14 protein-coding genes are annotated in these 18,553 nt (G+C 65.3%); 6 read left to right on the forward strand and 8 right to left on the reverse strand.

Translation table 11 applies throughout. The features are described from left to right. The first annotated feature begins 11 nt into the window (after window positions 1-11). From MTR72_RS18385 to MTR72_RS18395, 3 genes are read left to right on the forward strand one after another with little or no spacing between them, the layout of a single operon-like run. Window positions 12-665 carry an amino acid ABC transporter permease gene (locus MTR72_RS18385; RefSeq protein ID WP_280969293.1) on the forward strand — a complete coding sequence of 218 codons (654 nt, stop codon included), beginning with the start codon at window positions 12-14 and terminating at the stop codon, window positions 663-665. Continuing rightward, window positions 662-1,393, forward strand: a complete 732-nt coding sequence (locus MTR72_RS18390; protein WP_280969294.1) for an amino acid ABC transporter ATP-binding protein — start codon at window positions 662-664, stop codon at window positions 1,391-1,393. The genes MTR72_RS18385 and MTR72_RS18390 overlap by 4 nt, the downstream gene beginning before the upstream one ends. Window positions 1,394-1,405: 12 nt before the next feature. Then, entirely contained in the window at window positions 1,406-2,698 is a 1,293-nt protein-coding gene (locus MTR72_RS18395) for an NAD(P)/FAD-dependent oxidoreductase (protein WP_280969295.1), read from the forward strand. A 53-nt stretch (window positions 2,699-2,751) separates the two neighbouring features. On the opposite strand, the gene MTR72_RS18400 is transcribed toward MTR72_RS18395, so the two are convergent. The 4 genes from MTR72_RS18400 to MTR72_RS18415 all read right to left on the reverse strand — a co-directional run bounded on the left by MTR72_RS18400 (window position 2,752) and on the right by MTR72_RS18415 (window position 5,474). Further along, window positions 2,752-2,988 carry a hypothetical protein gene (locus MTR72_RS18400; RefSeq protein WP_341510815.1) on the reverse strand — a complete coding sequence of 79 codons (237 nt, stop codon included), beginning with the start codon at window positions 2,986-2,988 and terminating at the stop codon, window positions 2,752-2,754. A gap of 91 nt (window positions 2,989-3,079) precedes the next feature. Continuing rightward, window positions 3,080-4,669: a gamma-glutamyltransferase gene (locus MTR72_RS18405; protein WP_280969297.1), complete on the reverse strand. Its 1,590-nt coding sequence runs from the start codon at window positions 4,667-4,669 to the stop codon at window positions 3,080-3,082. 385 nt (window positions 4,670-5,054) lie between these two features. Continuing rightward, entirely contained in the window at window positions 5,055-5,231 is a 177-nt protein-coding gene (locus MTR72_RS18410) for a hypothetical protein (protein ID WP_280969298.1), read from the reverse strand. A gap of 9 nt (window positions 5,232-5,240) precedes the next feature. After that, entirely contained in the window at window positions 5,241-5,474 is a 234-nt protein-coding gene (locus MTR72_RS18415) for a DUF6894 family protein (protein ID WP_280969300.1), read from the reverse strand. A gap of 218 nt (window positions 5,475-5,692) precedes the next feature. On the opposite strand from MTR72_RS18415, the gene MTR72_RS18420 reads away from it, so the two are divergent. The 3 genes from MTR72_RS18420 to MTR72_RS18430 all read left to right on the forward strand — a co-directional run bounded on the left by MTR72_RS18420 (window position 5,693) and on the right by MTR72_RS18430 (window position 9,822). After that, window positions 5,693-7,759, forward strand: coding sequence for a PQQ-dependent sugar dehydrogenase (locus tag MTR72_RS18420; RefSeq protein WP_445819608.1), 2,067 nt, complete (start codon window positions 5,693-5,695; stop codon window positions 7,757-7,759). Next, the gene (locus MTR72_RS18425) at window positions 7,716-8,657 is read left to right on the forward strand and encodes an SMP-30/gluconolactonase/LRE family protein (RefSeq protein ID WP_280969302.1); all 942 of its coding nucleotides are present in this window, start codon (window positions 7,716-7,718) and stop codon (window positions 8,655-8,657) included. The genes MTR72_RS18420 and MTR72_RS18425 overlap by 44 nt, the downstream gene beginning before the upstream one ends. Before the next feature lie 139 nt (window positions 8,658-8,796). Continuing rightward, window positions 8,797-9,822 (forward strand): histone deacetylase family protein, encoded by a 1,026-nt coding sequence (locus tag MTR72_RS18430; RefSeq protein ID WP_280969303.1) that lies wholly within the window; start codon window positions 8,797-8,799, stop codon window positions 9,820-9,822. A gap of 33 nt (window positions 9,823-9,855) precedes the next feature. Here MTR72_RS18430 and MTR72_RS18435 read toward each other — a convergent pair whose 3' ends face one another. The 4 genes from MTR72_RS18435 to MTR72_RS18450 form a co-directional block, all read right to left on the reverse strand. Then, window positions 9,856-10,836 carry an LLM class flavin-dependent oxidoreductase gene (locus MTR72_RS18435; protein ID WP_280969304.1) on the reverse strand — a complete coding sequence of 327 codons (981 nt, stop codon included), beginning with the start codon at window positions 10,834-10,836 and terminating at the stop codon, window positions 9,856-9,858. Further along, window positions 10,833-11,558 (reverse strand): 4'-phosphopantetheinyl transferase family protein, encoded by a 726-nt coding sequence (locus tag MTR72_RS18440; RefSeq protein WP_280969305.1) that lies wholly within the window; start codon window positions 11,556-11,558, stop codon window positions 10,833-10,835. The genes MTR72_RS18435 and MTR72_RS18440 overlap by 4 nt, the downstream gene beginning before the upstream one ends. A 225-nt stretch (window positions 11,559-11,783) precedes the next feature. Continuing rightward, window positions 11,784-11,954, reverse strand: a complete 171-nt coding sequence (locus tag MTR72_RS18445) for a hypothetical protein (RefSeq protein WP_280969306.1) — start codon at window positions 11,952-11,954, stop codon at window positions 11,784-11,786. A 145-nt stretch (window positions 11,955-12,099) separates the two neighbouring features. After that, window positions 12,100-18,543, reverse strand: coding sequence for a non-ribosomal peptide synthetase (locus tag MTR72_RS18450; RefSeq protein WP_280969307.1), 6,444 nt, complete (start codon window positions 18,541-18,543; stop codon window positions 12,100-12,102). Between the last annotated feature and the right edge of the window lie 10 nt (window positions 18,544-18,553).

Raw genomic sequence — 18,553 nt, forward strand, 5'->3', positions numbered from 1 at the left:
AAGGCCGCCCGATGAAAGGCTTCTGGCACGACTCCGTCGAGTTCTTCCCGATCCTCTTGAACGGCGTCGCGCTCACGATCGTCGTCACCATCGGCTCGCTCTTGCTCTCAACGGTGCTTGGCCTGGTCTGGGCGATGATGCGGGTGTCCGGCATCGGACTCCTGTCGGGGCTCAGCGCCAGCCTGATCAACGTGATCCGTGGCATCCCGATCATCGTGCTTCTGTTCTACCTCTACTTCGTGATGCCGGATCTCGGCGTCTCGCTGACCGCGTTGCAGGCGGCGATCCTCGGGCTCGGGATTGCGTACTCGGCCTACCAGGCCGAAAACTTCCGTGCCGGCATCGAAGCGATCGACAAGGGGCAGATCGAGGCGGCGCAGTCGATCGGCATGGGCTGGTGGCTCGCCATGCGCCGCGTCGTACTGCCGCAGGCGGTGCGCATCGTGCTGCCGCCCTACGGCAACGTCATGATCATGATGCTGAAGGACTCCTCGCAGGCCTCGACCATCACGGTCGCCGAGCTTGCGCTCCAGGGTAAGCTGATCGCGTCGTCGACCTTCAAGAACACCAGCGTGTTCACGCTCGTGGCGCTGATGTATCTCACCATGAGCATTCCGCTGATCCTGCTCGTCCGTCACTTCGAGAAGCGGGCCGGCAAGCGATGATCGAGCTCAGCAACGTCCACAAGAGCTTCGGCAAGGTCGAGGTGCTCAAGGGCATCACGGCGTCTGTGCAAAGGGGCGAGGTGGTCTGCATCATCGGCCCTTCCGGCTCCGGCAAGTCCACCATCCTGCGCTGTATCAACGGACTCGAAAGCTACGACCGCGGCGAGATCAGCGTCGAGGGCCTGAAGGTCGACCGCGATGCACCGTCGATCGTGGCGATCCGGACCCAAGTCTCGATGGTGTTCCAGCGGTTCAACCTGTTTCCGCATCGCACCGCGCTCGAGAACGTCGTCGAGGGGCCGCTTTACGTGAAGAAAGAGCCGCGCGCCGCAGCGCTCGAACGCGGCCGCGCGCTGCTTGCGCAGGTCGGACTTGTCGAAAAGGCGGACGCTCATCCGCCGCAGCTCTCTGGCGGCCAGCAGCAGCGCGTCGCGATCGCACGCGCGCTTGCGATGCAGCCCAAGGCGATCCTGTTCGACGAGCCGACGTCGGCGCTCGACCCCGAGCTCGTCGGCGATGTTCTCGGCGTGATGCGCAAGCTCGCCGACGACGGCATGACCATGGTCGTCGTCACCCACGAGATGGGCTTTGCCCGCGACGTCGCCGATCGCGTGCTGTTCATCGATGGTGGCATCATCGTCGAGCAGGGGTCGGCCAGGGCGCTGCTCAATCAACCCCAGCATCCGCGTACGCAGGATTTTTTGCGGCGCGTGCTGCACCCGCTCTGATCGGTCTTCGCCATGAACGTTGCTGCCCGCCTGCCATTGCCGCCCTCACTCTATGCCGACACGGCCGTGGCGCCGGCTGCGACGCCGCCGCTCGACACCGACAAGAGGGTCTCGGTCGCCATCGTCGGGGGCGGCTTCACCGGCCTCTCCACCGCGCTGCATCTGGCAGAGCAGGGCGTCGAGGCGCTGGTGCTGGAGGCGCAGGAGCCTGGCTGGGGCGCTTCCGGAAACAATGGCGGCCAGACCAATCCGGGCTTGAAGCACGATCCCGATCAGATCGAGGTCGATTTCGGCCCCGACCTCGGCCGCCGCATGATCGAGTTCTCATACGGCACGACCAACTTCACGCATGACCTGATTCGCCGCTACCAGATCCCCTGTGAAGCACGGCAAAACGGCACGCTGCGCGCGGCCTACAACGAGGCGAGCGCCGCCGCGATCGAGACGACCGCGCAGCAGTGCATTCGCCGCGGCATGCCGGTGTCGTTCTTGAATCGCGACCAGTTGCGCGAGATGACCGGCACGGACCGCTACATCGGCGCCATGCTCGATGCCCGCGGCGGCGATCTGCATCCCTTGAGCTACGCCCGCGGGCTCGCGCGCGCGGCGATGTCCGCAGGCGCGAAGGTCCATGGCGAAACGCCGGCGCTGTCGCTGCGCCGCGAAGGCAGCCGATGGCGGATCGAGACTCCGCGCGCCGTCGTGCGCGCCGACAAGGTACTGCTCGCGACCAACGGTTTTACCGACGATCTCTGGCCCGCGCTCCGCCGCACCATCGTGCCGGTGTTCTCCTCGATCGCTGCCACCGCGCCGCTCTCGGACGAGGTCGCCCGCTCGATCATGCCGACGCGGCCCGTCCTTTACGAGAGCGGCCACATCACGGTCTACTACCGCATCGACCAGCGCAATCGCCTGCTGATGGGCGGCCGCGGACCGATGCGCTGGATCAGTTCGCCCTTAGACGTCGCCTATCTCATCCGTTACGCCGAGCGGCTGTGGCCGCAGCTCAAGGGCGTTTCCTGGACTCACGGCTGGAACAGCCGGCTCGCCATCACCAGGGATCATTATCCGCACGTGCATGAGCCGGCGGACAACGTCCTGATCTCGCTCGGTTGCAACGGCCGCGGCGTCGCACTCTCGACCGCGATGGGCGCGCAGCTCGCGCGCCGCCTGATCGGCGGCGCCAAGACCGAGATCGACATGCCCGTCACAGGCATCACGCCGATCCCGATGCATGCGCTCTGGCCGGTGGCCGTCACCAGCGCGGTGATCACGGGCCGCGTGCGAGACCGGCTCGGAATTTGAGAAGGCGCCGCCCGGTCACGGGCGGCGCCTCGCATGAATTGGAGATGGTGGCGTCAGCAGCGGCCCTGTTTCCATAGTCCGGGCGGGCAGCCGTGGCCGCGCCAACCAACCTTGCGCCCATGATACCAGCCGGGTGGCACGGCATGGCGATGTGAATGGTATCCGCCGTGATAGCCGTGACCATAACCATGGCCATAACCATGACCATGGCCGCCCCTGGCGAATGCCGCGCCGGGCATCGCGAAGCCGGCCGCGATGATCAATGTTGCGGCGAGCGCAGGCTTCTTCATCCTAATTCTCTCCTGTTAGGCACGCATCTGTCCGTTCGATGAAAGGACATCGATCGCGGTGTCGCGTGCAAATATGGAGGAGTCGTGACGATCAGCCTTCCGCCACCGCATCAGCCCAGGGCTGGAAGATCTCGACCGCGCCGGAGTTGATGTCATCCTCGCGCATCACCACGCTCGGGCAGGCGAACTTCATCGGCAGGGCCTGCACCTGAGTCTCCTCATAGTCGAAGCGGGCGGCCAGGACTTTGCGTGCGTCCGCCGGCAGGCGCGCGTCGCCGATCACGACCGCGCCTTCGCTGGCGTCGATGCGCGGCTGATGGATCGCGGCATCGAGGTCCATCCCGAAATCCATGATGAACGAGAGAAGCTGCATCACAGCCGGCGAAATACGCCGGCCGCCGGAGGCGCCGACTGCAAGGCGCTTGCCGTCCCCAGTCTCGGCGATGACGGGCGTGTAGTTGGTGAGGCAGCGCTTGCCGGGGGCGAGCGAATTGGTCGTCCCCGGCGTCGGGTCGAACCACATGATGCCGTTGTTCATGGTGATGCCGGTGTGCGGCGTCACATATTTCGAGCCAAAGGTGGAGAGCAGCGTCTGGGTCACCGCGGCCATGTTGCCGTGGCGGTCGACCACCGAAAAGTGCGTCGTGCAGGACGGCGCCAGATATTCCGCGCCGAGCGAGCGCTTGCCGTCGGCATCGCCCATGTCGTCGAGCCGTTCGCGATAAGCCGATTGCAGAGCGAACGCATATTGGCTGTAGGCGGCCGCATCCGGCGTTGCGCCCGGCTGCAGATTCTGCTGCAACAAGCGCAGCGCATGCGCCATCGTCGGCCCGGCCGTCAGCTCCGGCGTCGCATAGACCTTGCCGCCGCGATAGGGGATTGCCAGCGGCTCGCGCAAATGCGCACGGAACGCAGCGAGGTCCTCCACCGAAAGCGAGCCGCCATCGGTCTTGATATCGGACGCAATGCTCCTGGCGAGATCGCCCTGGTAGAAGTCGCGGGCGCCGGCCTCGGCGAGGTGCGACAACGTTGCCTTCAACTTGTCCTGCGGCAGCCGCGTCTCGGCCTTGATGCCCCAGGGCGCGTTCGGCGGCAGGCCGTCCTTTAGGAAAGCTTCGGCGCTTGCGGGATAGCGCCGTAGATCGACGGCGGTGCTCGCGATCATCAGCGTCGTCCACCAGTCGACCAAGAGCCCTTCGCCGGCGAGCTTCGTTGCCGGCGCAAGCAGATCCTTCCACGGCAGTTTGGCGTAGCGGCGATGCGCCTCCTCCATTCCGGCGACGACCCCGGGCACCGCGATCGAGCCGGGACCGTGAAGATTGCGGTCGTCCTTCACCCGCGGCCAGGGGAAGAGGTCGGAGGCCGCGCCCTGTCCGGTGAGCGGATAGTCGGCGAGGCGCAGGCTCTGCGGCGACCGCATGCCGTAGTCGATCACCTCGTAGCGATTGTCCTTGGCGCGGAAGAGCACCATCGCGCCGCCGCCGCCCATGCCGCTCATCCAGGGTTCCAGCACGTTCAGCGCGAAGGTGGTCGCGACGATCGCGTCGACGCAGTCGCCACCCGCCGCCAGCACCTGCGCGCCGACCTCGGCTGCGCGGCGCGACTGCGCGGCAACGATGCCGCCCTTGGCGCGGCGGGCAGGTTTGCGGATGTCCTGGGCGAGGCTGAACTGGTGAGGCATGATGTCGTCTTGGCTTTGTTTGCTTGGCTTCGTTTGTCGGCTTCGTTGCATTGACGTCTCAGCTCCGCAATTGGCGAAGCGGAACGACAATGGCACATTGCCGGGAACGAGAACATCCATCGGGAGGAGCGACATGGCTGGTGTGAAACACGCGCGGGATGGCGCGGTTGGGATCTTTCGCTCTGCGCCGCCATGGCCGGGCTCGCCGTCTTCGCTAAAGCTTCGCCGGCCGAGTACCGAACAGCCCGGCGAAGCCTTTCGGCGGAGCCGGGTCCCGGCCATCCACGTTCTTCTGACGTAGAGGCTAAGACGTGAATGCCCGGGACAAGCCCGGGCATGACAAGTTGCGAGATTGGCTAAACGAAAAGGAGCGAAGCAGCAGTTCTCAGAGCAAGCCGTCGTGACGGCGGGCCTGATGCTTAGCGTGCCATTTCGGTCCGGGGCCGCGCATGTAGTGAAGCTCGGGCCGGTAGGAGTTGGCTGCAATCCGCACCAGTCTCTGCCACTTGGTGGCAACGAAGTTCAGGGGCTGGCAGAGCAGGCTCAATGAAGCGTACAGCATGGCATCACCTCAATGCGGCTTGCCGAGCATCGACGTGAAGGGAAGATCGAAAATCTCCTCGCCGTCGTCGTCGCTGATATGGATCACCCAGTCGCGCCAGTCTTCGGCGCCGGGGGTGAGGATCATCGAGCGCATGATCTGCGCGGCACGGTCGCGCGCCTCGGTCAGGTTGGCAACGGCGGTGCCGTTGCGGTCGATCAGCGTGCCGTCAGTATTGGAGCAGTGGAAATACACCTGAACCATATACGCCTCCTGTAGAAAGCGATTTGGACGGCAAATCGATACCATCCGCAACTACCGAAAGACATTCGGGCTAAGCCCGGTAAGGGAATCTACGGATATTGGTCGCTACCTCGGCCTCGGTGGGTTTGATCACAGGGGGGTGATGGATCGACTGGACGGCGCGCGGCCGGCGTGGAACGCTCGATTCGACGAAAGTCGGGGGAGGGAGCGTGAACCACTTGACATTGCAGTGCCAACGTCGAAGCCGGCGATCGATTACGGCTGTCTTCGCTGCCGTCCTGCTTGGCTTTGCCTCGGTGGCCTGGTCGGAGCCGGTCAGGAGAAGCGGCTACGCGATCGGCGCGGAGACCTGCGGCAGCGGCGATCTCGCCTTTCCCCGGATCCAGCTCGACATGAAGGCGGGGTTCTGTGCCGGCCTCGTCGCCAGCGAAGACGACCGCCTGAAGTTTCCACGCTCGATCATCCAGGTGCCCGGCCGCGATCTGTTCGTGATCGCCGATATGGGCGGTTGGGGCCACACCGATGGACGGTTGCTGCTGCTCGATCCGCATGCCTCCGAGGGCAAGCGACTCAAGGAGCTTCTGACGAAGCTCGAATATCCGTTCGGGCTGGTGCTCGGCCCGGACAAGAAGCTCTATGCATCGACCGCCGAGACGATCTTCAGGTTCGATCCGCTCGCAGAGGATCCGCGCAGCACGGTCGAGACCATCATCCATCGCCTGCCGGGTCGTCGGATCACGCTGCCTGACGGCACCGGGCTCGACGAAAGTGCGCATCCGCTCAAGCAATTCGTCTTCGACCGTAACGGACGCCTGTTCGTCAATATCGGCTCGCACAGCGACGACTGCATCACGCCGGCACCGATCAGAAAGCCCTGCGCAGCGGCCGAAGGCGCTGAGGCCATGGCCGCGATCTGGCTGTTCACGCCGCCTGCTGGCGGCGTCTTCCCGGCGTTGAAGCCGAATGATCCCGATCCGCCGCATCGGGTCTATGCGCGGGGCTTGCGCAACTCGATGGCGCTGGCGCTGCACCCGAATTTTCCCGACGCAGGCTACGCCTTCCTGCAGGGTGAGAACGGCCGCGATCTGCCCGATGTCTTCAAGCCGAACGAGGAGATCAACGCGATCGAGCAAGGCAGGCACTATGGCTGGCCTTATTGCTACGACTTGTCGACGCCGAGCCCGGAATTCAAAAGCGTGCTGCAGTCCGGGCCTTACAGATCGCTCTGCACCGGCAAGGCGCTGTACAAGGCGCCGCTCTCGCTGATGCCGCCGCACGGCGCGCCGCTGGCGATGCTTTACTATCACGGCGCGAAATTTCCGGAGCTGGAGGGCAAGCTCCTGGTCGGCCTGCACGGCTATCGCCCGACCGGCAGTCGCGTTCTCATCTACGACGTGGACGATCACGGCTTCCCGAAGCCGAGCCCGGCGCCGGTGCGCTACCATGTCAGTTGCGCGGCGGAGGCGACGCGCAGCTTCCAGACCGACGGCGGCGAGGTTGCCGCCGCGCCGTTCGAGGAGCTGATCGCGGGCTGGCATCGGGTCAACGGCACGCGGCCGCAAGGCGCGCCCGTCGGGATGACGGTCGCCGAGGACGGCGCGATTTGGCTGGTCGAGGACAAGAACCAAACCGTGATCCGGATTGATCGCGCGTCGAACGATGCGCCGCAGCCGCTGTCCTGCGACACGCGCAGCCCGGCGCAGATCGATCAGCTCACGGCGTTCGTCGCCAAGGACGCCCAGAACCGCGTTCGCCTCGCCACACTGCGTAAGGGCCTGGTCGAGAAGCACTGCATGGGTTGCCACTCCGATTTCGGTCTGAAGCCGGGTCAATCCGACGTCGACAAGGACACGACCGTGTTGCGCTTCATGCTGTCGCAGGATGGTTGGATCTATCCGGGCGATCCCGACTCCGGCAAGCTACGCGCGCGGCTGCGCGGCCTGGGTGCGGAGAAGCTGATGCCGCCGGGCGGCGAGAAGTTGCCGAAGACGGACGCCGGCTATGGGCGCCTGCTCGACTATGCGGATTCGTTAGTGGCAAAGATGGTTCCGGGAACACGGATGCGCATCAAACCCGGCCCGCCGCAGCGCAAGTTTTTCGGCAAGGCGAACAAGGAATGCGGCGAAATACCGGCCGCCAAGGTCGTCGTGGTGACACAAAGGAACGCTGTAGACAGACCCGGCTTCAGCCGCTTCTTCCGGCCGGCCGACCCTTATCTGGACGGCGAGTGCACCGACGACGATGGCTATTACATCCGGCAGGAATTTCTGGTGCCTGTGCAGTAGCATCCTTCTCGTCATTGCGGCATCGGCGGCCAAAGCCGAGACGAAGCTGTTCGAAAGCGCGCAGGTGACGCCCGCCGGCGAATACACGTTCGGCATCGAGGGGCCCGCCGCCGACCTCGACGGCAATCTCTTCGTGGTCAATTTCGGTAAGCCCGGCACCATCGGGAAATTGCCCGCGGGCGGCGCGGCCTCGCAGCCATTCATCGCCCTTCCCGCGGGCAGCGTCGGCAACGCCATCCGCTTCGATCGCAGCGGAACGATGTTCATTGCCGATTACAAGAAGCACAACATCTTCGCGATTGCGAAAGGCGGGATCGAGCCTGCCGTCTGGTTTCACTCGGACGAGATGAGCCAGCCCAACGACATCACCATCGCGCGCGACGGCACCATTTATGCGAGCGATCCGAATTGGAAGGGCCGCGAAGGCCACATCTGGCGCATCGCGAAGGCAGCGGATGGCTCGGTGCAAGGGCAGGTCATGGCGGCGCAACGCTCAATGGGCACCACCAACGGCATCGATCTCAGCCCCGACGGCAAGACACTCTATGTCGGCGAATCCAGCAGCGGCCAAGTCTGGTCCTACACCGTTCGCGGCAACACGCTCACCGATGCGAAGCTCGTGAAAGCATTCCAGCCCGACACCATCGACGGGCTGCGCACCGACGTCACCGGCCGCCTCTATATCGCACGCCTTCTCAAGGGCACGGTCGCGCTGATGAAGCCCAACGGCGCGGTCGAGCGCGAGGTACTCCTCAAGGGCAAGGAGCCGACCAATCTCGCCTTCGGCGGCGCCGACGGCAAGACCGTCTTCGTGACACAGCGCCAGGGCGGCTTCATCGAGTCCTTCCGCACCGACCAGCAGGGCCGCGAGCACTGCCTCCAGCACGGACGCTGCTGAGCTCAAACGATTCAAAGGCGGTCTGCTCCCGGCGCAGAGCGGTGCTGCGCGGCCGGCATTCTTCTTGCTTGCATCTCGTCGCGGCAGCGATCAAGACATCTGCTGCACGTCAAAGCGCATGCGACCACGGAGTGTTTGAGTGAAAGCCGTTTATACCGAGCTGCATCGCAGCCATGATCCGCAATTCTTCCTGGTCCGCGGCGTCGTCAAGCGCACCACCGAACAGCCCGAGCGCGCCGACCGTCTGCTCAAGGGGCTCAAAGACGGCAAGCATCAACTGGTCGAGCCGACCAAGTTTGGGCAGGGGCCGCGCGCACGCATTCACAGCCCGGAATATCTGTCGTTCCTCAGCGAGGCCTGGGACGCCTGGACCGCGCTCGGCGATTCCGGTCCGGAGATGATCGGCAACATCCATCCGGTCCGGCATGCGGCAACCTATCCCACCCACATCGTCGGCAAGCTCGGCTGGCACACCGCCGATACGGCGGCGCCGATCGGTCCCGGCACCTGGGCTGCGGCCTGCGCGGCGACGGACGTGGCCGTCACGGCGGCGCAGATGGTGATGGACGGCGAGGACGCGACCTACGCGCTGTGCCGTCCGCCCGGGCATCACGCCTATCGCGACATGGCCGGCGGCTTCTGCTTCCTCAACAACAGCGCGATCGCGGCAGCGCATCTGCGGCTCAAGCACGAGGGCGTCGTGATCCTCGATGTCGACGTCCACCACGGCAACGGCACGCAAGGCATTTTCTACGCGCGACCTGATGTCTATACGGTGTCGATCCACGCCGACCCCACCGCCTACTATCCCTTCGTGTGGGGCTATGCCCACGAGCGTGGCGAAGGTCCCGGCCTCGGCACCAATCTCAACATCCCCTTAGCCATCGGCACCGGGGATGACGGCTACATTCAGGCGATGGATGTGGCGCGGAAGGCGATCGAGTCCTTCGCGCCGGGCGCCCTCGTCATTGCCCTTGGTCTGGACGCCTCCGAGCACGATCCGCTTCGCGGTTTCGCCGTCACCACGCCGGGCTTCCGCCGCATCGGCCAGGCGATCGCGCGGATGGGCCTGCCGACCGTGTTCGTGCAGGAGGGCGGCTATCTCTCCGACATCCTCGGCGCCAATTTGACCTCAGTACTGGCCGGTTTTGAGGAAGCGCGCTGAGGCCGCTCTTCGCCTCTCCCGCGGGAGAGGACTCTAAAACACCCCGCTGGCCGCAAGCGCCTTGCGGACGTGCTGCATCTCGGCCTCGTCGGCGACCATGTCGAGCATGATCGTGGTTAGGCCCTTCGCCGCAAAATCTTTGAGCCGAGCTCCAATCTCGGCGTAGCTGCCGACGAGATAGGGGCAGTCGGCCTGGAAGGTCAGGAACGGCAACAGCCAATAGCCGTTCTCCCGGAGCTCGCCGCTCTGGCCGTCATAGAGGTGCCGCTTCCACGCGGAGTCGGTGTTCTCCATGGTCAGCGAGAGCAGTTCGCGGTCGTCGGGATTGTCGCGAAAACGCGACTTCGCCGCCTGCCGCGCCTCGTCGCGGGTCTCGCGCGCAAAGATGCCGAAATTCATCCCGGGCGCGTCGAGGCGGTGATCGAGATCGGGCGGCAGCATCTGCATCTTGATGCAGCCGGTCTCTCTCGCCACGCGCTGCGCAGCCTCCGACTGGCCAGCGATCAAAAATTCCGGCATCAGCTCCGCCGTTAGGCGCGGATGGAGCTGCAAATTGCTCGCGCGATAGAACCGCCCTTTGAAATTGACCGGGCGCGGGCTTTCCAGGAGTTGACGCATCAGGGCGACGAATTCGCCGAGCCTGACGTAGCGGTCCGCATGCGGCCGATCGTCGCCGAGCCCCTGCAGGTCGCTGACTGCAGTCCCCGTAATCATGTTGAGATAGACCTTGCGGCCGTAGAGCTGCGCGAACGACGAGACAAATTTTGCCGCGGTGAACGGATGCATGTAGACCGGATTGACGGCGATCAGCGGTGAGCTTCGCCTCGTCTGTCCCATGATGTGCTGGGCCATCGCCCAGGGTTCGACGAACACGTCGTTGCCTTCGAACAGCAGAATGCCCGCGAGGCCGTTGCGCTCGGCGAATTGCGCCACACGCATCAATTCGTCGACATATTTTTGCGGATCGCGATTGCGCGAGATCGCCGGAAAGATGCGAAGTCTCGAAGGCATCATTCAGCCGCACCCTGCAGCGGCCAGGCATGACGGCTGATCGGAAGGCCGCCGGCCGCCCGGGAGCCGTCGGCGATCGCCAGCCGGTGCGAGGGCGAGGGCGAGCTGAGCGAGAAGCGCCAACCATCGGGATCGTCGGCGATGTCGGGCGCGAAGCTGATCTCGATGGTCTTTTGCGACACCCGCATCGCAAATCCGTCGAGCGGCAGGTCGAGCCCGAAACCCCTGGCCTTCAGATACGCTTCCTTCAGCGTCCAATAGTCGAAGAAGCGCTGGGTGGCATCGGGCTCCGGCAATCCGCGCAGCGCCTCGACCTCTTCCGGTGCGAAGAAGCGCAGCGCCGTGGACAGCGGCGCGACACGCCGCGACACGGTCTCGACGTCGACGCCGACGGCCTCGTGTCTCGAGACCACGCAGGCGACGCAGCCGTCGGCATGGGACAGGCTGACATGCAGCGCGGTCGCGGGCGATGCGACAAAGGGCCGCCCGTAGCGGCCGGTGCCGAAACACCAATCCGAGGGGGCGACATTGGGCGCGGCGTGTGACAAGGCCAGGCGCAGCAGCGCGTGCGCGAAGACGTATTGTCGGCGATGACGCTCGAACATGAAGCGATCGGCGCGCGTGCGTTCGTTCACCGACAGAAATCGCCGGCACACATCCACCGCTCCCGGCGTATCGATGGTGTCGATCAGTCCGACATACAGTTCAATTCTGTCGTCTGCCATCAATCAATTGGGCCCTTGGCGTCAGGCGGAGGCTCGAATCTCCAGCCAAGACGCAAGAATCAAATGAGCGGGCCGCTTCTAGCGGTTCACCCAGGCATATTCTTGACGATCTTGCCGGCCGGCTTTTCGGGCGCAAGCCTGCACGAGCCCATAGCTCGACAGGCGAGCCGCCCTTGTCGAAGAGAGAAGTCAGCAGAACCGTGCGGCGTCCGTGCCGACCGAATCTTATCTCTTCCTCTTGGCCTTCTTCTTCTTGGCGCCCAGCATCGTAAGGCTGGCGTCGACGTCCTTCAGGGCGGCTTGAAGCTTCTTCTTCTCGTCCGTCAGCAGCCTTTGCAGCGACTTGCGGTCCTTGTCGCTCAGCGAGGCGCCCTTGGTAAATCTGATGAAACCCATAACGCACTCCCCCGTTTGAAAATAATAGTCCAAATAGCAACGCGGGAATAATGTTGCGCGGTAGCGCCAAATAATCAAGATGCAACTTGAGCACTCACAGCTTTGGCGAGTGAGCGGGTTTTTCCTCCGGCAGAAGCGGAATGTTTCAGGCCGCCCTGCGACTGAGCAATCGTCCGAGCGACGCGTTTGGCTGCGCGACGGCCGCTGTCAGCAGCGCGACGAGATCTTCCATCCATTCACCAACCATCCGGCCGTCGAGCAGCTCGCCCTTGTAATTGCAAGACCCGGTGATGCCGGTCGGCCGCTGCTTCAGCATCAACGACAGAAATGTCTGGTCGATCGGCAGCACCGGCTGGCCCTCGCGCGCGATGTTTCCGATCGATCGCACCCCGATATCAGTCAGATCGAGCGGCTTTCGCAGCGGATTCTGCAGCGTGAAATAGACCTGGATCAGCGAGGCCGGATCGATCCCCTCCTGCTGCAGATGGTCGGCAAGGATGTTGAATGGCAGCTCCTGCCGGGCATACGCGTCGAGCACGCTCTGGCGTATCCGCGCAAAAGCCTGCACGAACGATAGATCAGGCGCGATCCTGGTACGGATGATCACCGTGTTCTCGAACGGGCCGATGATCCCGTCGGTGTCCGGCTCGGTGCGATTGGCGATGGCGGTGGCGACCGAGATATCGGTGCGCCCGGTCCGCGCCAACAGCAGAGCCTTCACTCCGGTGAGGAGAGCCATGAACAGCGTGCCGTTGTGCTGGCTTGCAAACGCGGTGAGCCGCGCGATCAGCTCGTGCTCCAGGTTGACCGGTTGGTGGCCCGTGGACGCGCCGGGGCTTGCCTCGCCGTCGAAGACAGGAGCCGCGCCGCGCAGATGGTTCGTCCACTCCGCGGCCTGCCGGCGCGCCGCATCGGTGCCGCACCACCAGCGCTGCCAGCGCGCAACGTCGGAGAAGGCGAGGCGCAATTTCGCTAGCGAACCGGACGGCCGTCCGGAGCGCGCGGCATAGCGGATGGACCATTCCTCGAACAGCACGCCGATCGACCAGCCGTCGGCGATGGCATGATGCAGCGTCAGCAGCAGGACATGATCGGTGGCCTCAAGCCTCAACAGCCGTGCCCGCAACAGCGGCGCTCGTGTGGTGTCGATCGGCGTGACGGCTTCCTGCCCGGCCAACAGCTTGACTTTCCTGAGCTGGAGCGCCTTGAGCCGCTTGTCGTTTTGTCGCCGTCCATTGCCGATGGTCTCAATGGCAAGCAGCGGGCCTAACTTGCCCGACGCGGCGATGCGGCTGACCGGCTCATCGCCGTTCCAGCCGAATGCCGTCCGCAGCGATTCGTGCCGGCTGACGACGTCATCGAGCGCCTGCGCCAGGGCGACCGCATCGAGCGGCCCCTGCAGGCGGAACGCGAAGGGCAGATTGAACAGCGGCAGATCCGGCAGGTTCTGCTCTATACGCATCATCTGATCCTGCGCGATCGACGGTGCGGGAGGGCCGCTTTCCGTGAGCCGCGGGGCGCTTGCGGTAGCTTTGGGCGGCTTCGTCGCAAGGGCCTCGTCGACGCGCCGGGCGAGCTCCTCGACTGTCGGCGCCTCGAAGATCGTCTTGATCGGCAGCGACACGCCGAGCGCGCGGGCGACACGCGCCATTGCCTTGCCCGCCAGCAGCGAATGGCCGCCGAGATCGAAGAAATTGTCGGTGACACCGAGGCTCTCGACCTTCAGCAAGTCGATCCAGATGTCTGACAGCACCTTTTCGGTGAACCGGCGCGCCGGCACGGCGATATCCGCGCGGGAGGGCTCCTGCTGCGCTGACGCGAGCAAGGCGGACCGATCGATCTTGCCGTGGGCGTTGAGCGGCACCTGCTCCAGGAACAGGAATGCCGACGGGACGGCATGGTCCGGCAGCCGGCTCTTCAGGAAGTCGCGCAGCTCGTTGGCGCTGATCGGCGTGCCCGCCTTGGCCACGATATGGGCGATCAGCCTGACATCGCTGCTTCCGTCGCGGCGCGGCTCGACGATGCCGGCGCGTACGGCGTGATGATCGGCGAGCGCATTCTCGATCTCCTTGAGCTCGATGCGATAGCCGCGAATCTTGACCTGGTGATCGGCGCGTCCGAGGCATTCGATCGTCCCGTCGGCGCGGCGGCGGGCGAGATCGCCGGTTCGGTACAGCCGTGCACCGGGCTGGCGCGCGAAGGGATCGGGCAGGAAGCGTGCTTTGCTCTGCGCGGGATCGTTGATGTAGCCGCGGCCGACGCCGGCGCCGCCGACGCAGAGCTCACCGACCACGCCGACCGGCTGCGGCTCGAGATGCGCATCGAGCACGTAGAGCTGGGTGTTGGGCAGCGGTACGCCGACCGGGACGTTGGTCGTCACCGCCGCCGGCGCCTTGGTCAGGCGATGCAGCGAGACGTCGTCGGAGCACTCCGACGCGCCATAGGCGTTGATCAGCGGCACCCTCGGGCAGCGGGCGAACCAGGCACGGCAGAGATCGACCGGCAATGGCTCGCCGGTCGAGATCAACAGCCGCAATTTCGAGAAGGCGTGCAGGATGGGCGCTTCCTCCATCCGCTCGACGATGACGCGCAGCAGCGAGGGAACGATCTCGAGCACCGAAATCCGTTCGCGCTCGATCTCGCGCGCGAGCAGGATGGGATCCTGCACAATCTCATTGCCGCAGATATGGACGCGCGCGCCGATCATCGGGCCGGCAAGGAACTGCCAGACCGAGATCACAAAGCTCTGCGGCGCGGTCTGCGCGATCACATCTTTGTCCGACAGGCCGAGCTCGGAAATGAGGGACGCCAGATGGTTCGACAGCCCGCGCTGCTCGATCATGACGCCTTTCGGCGCACCCGACGAGCCGGACGTGTAGATGAGATAGGCGAGACTCGCTGCCGGACGCCGCGCCGCGCGGGCCGGCTTCGTCGATCCCTGCGCCAGCGCGTCCTCGAGCTCGGCCACCGGGATGCGCTCGACCAGCGGCTCGAGCAGCGGTTCGACCATGGCGGATTGCGCTCGCGCCGTCAGCAGCATCCGGGCGCCGCTCGATCCGAGGATCGTCGCGAGCCGCGTCGGAGGCTGGTCGGGATCGAGGTTGAGAAACGCCGCGCCCACGCGCTGCACGGCGATCATCGCAGCCAGCAGGTCCGGACCGCGATGCGCAAGCAGCGCGACGACTGTCTCGGCGCCGACGCCTTCACGCGCAAGCCAGCGTGCGGCCGCCTGGCTGCGGCGGGCGAGCTCGCGATAGCTGAGCGATACCCTCCCGTCGGATACCGCCACGGCGTTCGGCGTTTTCTTGGCTTGCCTGTCGAAGCGGTCGCAAAGATTGCCGCGCGCAGTGAAGTTGGCCGGCATGCCATGGCCCATCGCCAGCAACCGCCGGAGCTCGGGCGCCGTCAGCAGCGGCATGCAGGAGACGCGCTGCTCCGGGTTGGCGATGACGGCCTTGAGCAGGGTTTTGAACTGCGCGGCCATCTCTGCGATGGTGTCGGCGTCGAACAGGTCGGTGGCATATTCGAAGAAGCCGGCGAAGCGGCCGTCGACCTCGACCAGTTCGAGCGTGATGTCGAAGCGCGCGACCTTTGGGTCGACCTCCAGCCGGCGCGTCGACAGGCCGGGCCAGCGTGCGGCCTCGATCGATGCGTTCTGAAGGATGAACATGATCCGAAACAGCGGATTGCCGTCGCTCCGGCGTGTGATCTGCAGCGCCCGCAACACTTCCTCGATCGGAAGGTCCTGATTGCGATAGGCATCCAACGTGACCTGGCGAACGCGCCGCAAGACTTCGCCGAAGCTCGGATCGCCGCCAAAATCGTTGCGCAGGATCAGCGTGTTGGCGAACAGTCCGATCAGGCGCTCGCTCTCGATCTGGTTGCGGTTCGCGATCAGCGAGCCGGTCGCGACGTCCTCGTGCCCGGTGTGGCGGAACAACAGGCATTGGAAGGCCGCGAGCAGCGTCATGAAGGGCGTGACGCCCTGGTCTTGGCTCAGGGATCGCAGATCGGCCGACAGGGCTTTCGAGAAGTCGAGATAATGGCGGGCGCCGTGACCGCTCCAGACCTGCGGTCGCGGCCGGTCGGTCCGCAGCGGAAGCGTGGTCACGCCGTCGAGCTGGGTCCGCCAATAATCGAGCTGCTCCTTCGCGGCCGGCGACTGCGCCCATGTTTGCTGCCAGAACGCAAAGTCGCGGTACTGGAAGGCGGGTGGGAGCAGCGCCACCGCACTTCCCTTACGCGCGGCGGAATAATGCGCGGCTAGCTCCTCCCAGAACAGGCTTTGCGACCACCCATCTGTGACGAGGTGATGAATGTTGATCACCAGCGCGTGGCCGGACTTGTCGAACGAGAGCAGGATGACCTTGAGCGGCACCTCGCGCGCGAGATCGAATGGATATTGCGCAAGTTTGAGAGCCTCGCGCCTGATGGTCGCGATCCGCTTGTCTTTCGGGCATGGTCTGAGCTTGATCCGTTCGAAGCTGGGCGCCGATCGAACGGCCCGCTGCATCGGTTCACCGCGCTGTTCGACGAAGACTGAGCGCAGCACCTCGTGGCGTTCGCAGATTGCGGCAATGCTCGCCCGAAGCGCAGTGACGTCAATCTGCCCCGTGAGCAGGGCCACCTCGACCACATTGTAGTTGTAGCGCGTCGGATCGAGCCGCGAGAGCAGGTACATCCGCTGCTGCTGGAACGACAGCGGGGCGTGGCCTTCCGCGGCGCGGTGCCATGACGGCAGCCTCATCTCGCGGTTGGTGGTGGCGGTTTCGAGCCGGGCCGCAAGCGCCGCCACGGTGGCGCAATCGAAGACGTCCTCGAACGAGAAATCGACGTTGAAACGTTCGCGCAGGCGCGAGCGCATCTGCGTTACCGCAAGCGAGTCCGCGCCCAGCGCAAAGACGTCCTGATCGATGCCAACCTGCGGAAGCTCGAGGAGGCCGGCCCAGATTTCCGCAAGCTGGGTTTCCAGCGCGTTGCGCGGCAACCGCGCCTCGTCGCCGTCGGCATCGATCGCGATCAGTCCGGCCAGTGCGTTGCGCTTGACCTTGCCGCTGGCGCCCTTTGGCAGCGCCGCCGCGCTGCGGATCAGGCTCGGCACCTTGTAGGCCGCGAGCCGCTTTCGCGCGAACTGGCGGAGCTGATCGGACGTCGCATTGGACCCCGGCCGCAGCACCACAACGGCCGCGACGTTCTCGCCGAGCTTCAGATGCGGAATGGCGAACACGCCGGCCTCCAGCACAGCCGGATGGCTGAGCAGCACCTCCTCCACCTCGAGCGGCGAGACCTTTTGTCCGCCGCGGTTGATGACGTCCTTGATGCGGCCGACGATGAAGAGATAGCCGTCGGCGTCGAGATAGCCGAGATCGCCGGTCCGAAACCAGCCGTTGCGGAATGCTGCCTGTGTGGCCGCATCGTCATTGTAATAGCCGCGGGTCATGTTCGCGCCGCGCAGCATGATCTCGCCCTGCACGCCGCTAGTGCACATGCGGCCCGCCTCGTCCATGATCGCGATCTCCGGGCCCGCGGCGCGGCCGACCGAGCCGACCTTGCGCATCTCGAACGGATTGGCCGCGATCTGCGAGGCCGCTTCGGTCATGCCGTAGGTCTCGAGTACGGGGACGCCGAAGGTGGCCTCCAACCCTTCAAGGATGGCAGGCGCAAGCGAAGCCGAGGCCGAGCGGATCACGCGGAGCGGCGACGACCGGGCGCGGTCCGGGTCCACTTCCGCCGCCGTCAGCAGTGCGCGGTGAATCGTTGGCACCGCCGTGTACCAGGTCGGTTGCAGCGCCCGCATCCAGCCGAAGAACGACGCTGCGTCGAAGCCGTTGGTGCAGATGACGCTCGATCCTGCGGCGAGCGCGGTCAAAAGGCCGGAGATCAGTCCATGTGCATGAAACAGCGGCAGCACGTTGAGCAGGCGGTCGTGCGCGGTGAGCGACAGCGCACGGCCGGCATTTTCGGCGGAGAGGCACACATTGCGGTGTGTCAGCGGTACCATCTTCGGCCGCGCCGCCGTGCCTGAGGTCAGCAAGATGAATGCGTCGTCATCAGCGCGCGAGACGCCGCTGCTGTTGGCAGGGCCGACGGTCGGACCGATCAGCTCGCAGCCGCCGAGGTTGTCCGCCGGACCCGACACGAAATCGATCACCGCGATGCCGAGCGCCTTGGCCACATCGCGGCTCGGCGAGTTCATGTCGGACCGCGTGACGAGTGCCGTTAGCTTCAATTCGCTGAAGTAGCGCTGCAGCTCGTCCGCCGTCAGATCGGGATTGACGGGGACGCAGGCGCAGGCCGTTGCGACCGCGATCAGCGCCAGCGCGCTGTCGGCGCCGCGCGGCAACGCAACGGCGATACGGTCGGCAGGCGCAATGCCGAGCCCGCGCAACGTGCGAACCAGATGCTGGATCCGGGCGCCGAGCTCGCCATAAGTGAGTTGTGGCCGGTCCGGGGCGAGCAGGGCGGGCGCGGCCGGAGTCTGCCGGGCGTACACCTCGAGGAGGCCGCCGATATGCGCAACGCTTCGCGTTTCGGCCAGCGTGCTGGCCAACCGGTCCGGCGCCGGGTGTGCAGCCTCCGACAATGCCATTCCTTTTTGG

Origin of the sequence: Bradyrhizobium sp. ISRA442 (genome assembly GCF_038085055.1) — a bacterium.
Classification (GTDB): domain Bacteria; phylum Pseudomonadota; class Alphaproteobacteria; order Rhizobiales; family Xanthobacteraceae; genus Bradyrhizobium.

Bases quoted from the DNA above. Each gene is read 5' to 3' on its own strand.
- MTR72_RS18395 (WP_280969295.1), top strand. From the start codon at position 1,406: ATGAACGTTGCTGCCCGCCTGCCATTGCCGCCCTCACTCTATGCCGAC.
- MTR72_RS18450 (WP_280969307.1), bottom strand. From the start codon at position 18,543: ATGGCATTGTCGGAGGCTGCACACCCGGCGCCGGACCGGTTGGCCAGC.
- MTR72_RS18440 (WP_280969305.1), bottom strand. From the start codon at position 11,558: ATGGCAGACGACAGAATTGAACTGTATGTCGGACTGATCGACACCATC.
- MTR72_RS18435 (WP_280969304.1), bottom strand. From the start codon at position 10,836: ATGATGCCTTCGAGACTTCGCATCTTTCCGGCGATCTCGCGCAATCGC.
- MTR72_RS18425 (WP_280969302.1), top strand. From the start codon at position 7,716: ATGGCTATTACATCCGGCAGGAATTTCTGGTGCCTGTGCAGTAGCATC.
- MTR72_RS18400 (WP_341510815.1), bottom strand. From the start codon at position 2,988: ATGAAGAAGCCTGCGCTCGCCGCAACATTGATCATCGCGGCCGGCTTC.
- MTR72_RS18445 (WP_280969306.1), bottom strand. From the start codon at position 11,954: ATGGGTTTCATCAGATTTACCAAGGGCGCCTCGCTGAGCGACAAGGAC.
- MTR72_RS18390 (WP_280969294.1), top strand. From the start codon at position 662: ATGATCGAGCTCAGCAACGTCCACAAGAGCTTCGGCAAGGTCGAGGTG.
- MTR72_RS18410 (WP_280969298.1), bottom strand. From the start codon at position 5,231: ATGCTGTACGCTTCATTGAGCCTGCTCTGCCAGCCCCTGAACTTCGTT.
- MTR72_RS18415 (WP_280969300.1), bottom strand. From the start codon at position 5,474: ATGGTTCAGGTGTATTTCCACTGCTCCAATACTGACGGCACGCTGATC.
- MTR72_RS18385 (WP_280969293.1), top strand. From the start codon at position 12: ATGAAAGGCTTCTGGCACGACTCCGTCGAGTTCTTCCCGATCCTCTTG.
- MTR72_RS18405 (WP_280969297.1), bottom strand. From the start codon at position 4,669: ATGCCTCACCAGTTCAGCCTCGCCCAGGACATCCGCAAACCTGCCCGC.